The following is a 1,683-nucleotide window of genomic DNA, read 5'->3' as shown; positions in this document are numbered from 1 at the left end:
AGTCGACACTGCTGTACTCGGCGCTGGAGCCGTTCGAGGCCGATAACCGCAGCCGCCTGTACTACCGCGTCACTGGCTTCGATGGCGAGACTGTCTCTGGCTTCAAAGCACTTGCCCCCTGGCATGGCAAGCTGCCGCAAAAAGGGCCCTACGCCGCGCTGGTCGACTTCTACGACGACCGCTACCAGGGCACCCSCGTGCGCGTGGCGGTGCTGCTGCAGCCGGTAACCTGGGCCGACGGCCAGGGCATGGCGACGATCCAGGTGGCCGAGACATTGGAGCTGCGCGAAACGCTGGCCCGCAGCCTGCTGCTGGACACGCTGTGGCGCCAGGCCGTGATGCTGCTGCTGATCGCCGGCGTGGTGGTGTTCGTCGTCCAGCGCGCGACACGCCCGGTGCGCGAGCTGAGCCTGCGCCTGCGCTCCCGCGCCGAAGGCGACCTGGCCCCGCTGGAAGACGACGGCGTGCCGCGCGAGCTGCAGCCGCTGGTCGCGGCCACCAACCACCTGATGGGCCGCCTGAGCCATCTGCTGGACCACCAGAAGCGCTTCGTCCGCGACGCCTCGCACCAGCTGCGCACGCCGCTGGCAGTGTTGAAGACCCAGGTGCAGTCGGCCCAGCGCGGCGATGTGGCCCCCGAGCAGGCCTTGAGCGAGATCGGCGACACCGTCGACCGCGCAACCACGCTGGCGAACCAGATGCTCGCACTGGCCAAGGTCGAGCAGATCCGCCAGCAGGCCGATGCCAAAGCGCTTGACTGGGCCGAGATCGTGCGCGCGGTCGCGCTCGACCTGTCGGCGCTGATCGTCGAACACCAGCTCGACTTCGACATCGAGACCCAGCCCGCGCCGGTGCACGCACACGAATGGGCGCTGCGCGAGCTATCGCGCAACCTGATCCACAACGCCATCAAGCATGGCCCGGTCGGCGGGCGGCTGGCCATTCACCTGCTGGCCGACCGCCATCACGCCGCGCTCACCGTGTCCGACAGCGGCGCCGGCATCAACGCCGAGCAGCGCCAGCGCCTGTTCCAGCCCTTTGCGGCCGGCAGCGCGCGCAGCGGCTCGGGCCTGGGTCTGGCGATCTGCCATGAGATCGTTGCCACGCTGGGAGGGCAGATCGAGCTGGAGAACCGTGTCAACCATGGCACGGTCGAAGGCCTGGACGCGACTGTGCGTTTGCCGCTGGCAGTGCCGCCGCGTTGAGCGAAAATCCGGGCCGTGAAGGAACCCAAGCTCAGTGCAGCGCCGGTCCGCCTGGACAAATGGCTCTGGGCGGCGCGCTTCTACAAGACCCGCGCGCTGGCCGTCGAAGCCATCGGCAAGAACCGTGTCGACGTCAACGGCCAGGCCGCCAAACCCTCGCGCGACGTGCGCGTGGGCGACGAGCTGACCGTGCGCGAGCCCGGCCTGCCCGCCCGTACCGTGGAAGTGCTGGGCGTCAGCGATCTGCGCGGCCCGGCCCCGGTGGCCCAGCAGCTGTACGCCGAAACGGCCGCCAGCCTGGCCACACGCGAGGCGGCCCGCGAAGCCCGGCGCCAGGGCGTGGAGCCGGCCCAGACCATCGAGCACGGGCGGCCCACCAAGCGCGACCGGCGCCAGCTGGCCGACTGGGACCGCTGGAGCGCTTCGGCCGACGACTGAGGCCCGCTCGCGGGCACAGCATATGCCGCGGATTTTTGTG

Annotated in this window: 2 protein-coding genes; both read left to right on the top strand. The window is 70.2% G+C overall.

The genetic code is table 11. From position 1 onward, the window contains the following. On the top strand, window positions 1-1,205 hold a 1,205-nt coding region (locus AC1DYI_RS34825; RefSeq protein ID WP_477208666.1), incomplete at its 5' end, for a sensor histidine kinase. Window positions 1,206-1,220: 15 nt separating this feature from the next. Further along, window positions 1,221-1,643, top strand: coding sequence for an RNA-binding S4 domain-containing protein (locus AC1DYI_RS34820; protein ID WP_477208665.1), 423 nt, complete (start codon window positions 1,221-1,223; stop codon window positions 1,641-1,643). The last annotated feature ends 40 nt before the right edge of the window (window positions 1,644-1,683 follow it).

The sequence above is a fragment of the Ideonella sp. P3_A4 genome (assembly GCF_056403075.1).
Note: the sequence above shows the minus strand (reverse complement) of the source record. Positions and strands in the feature narration are given on the sequence as shown.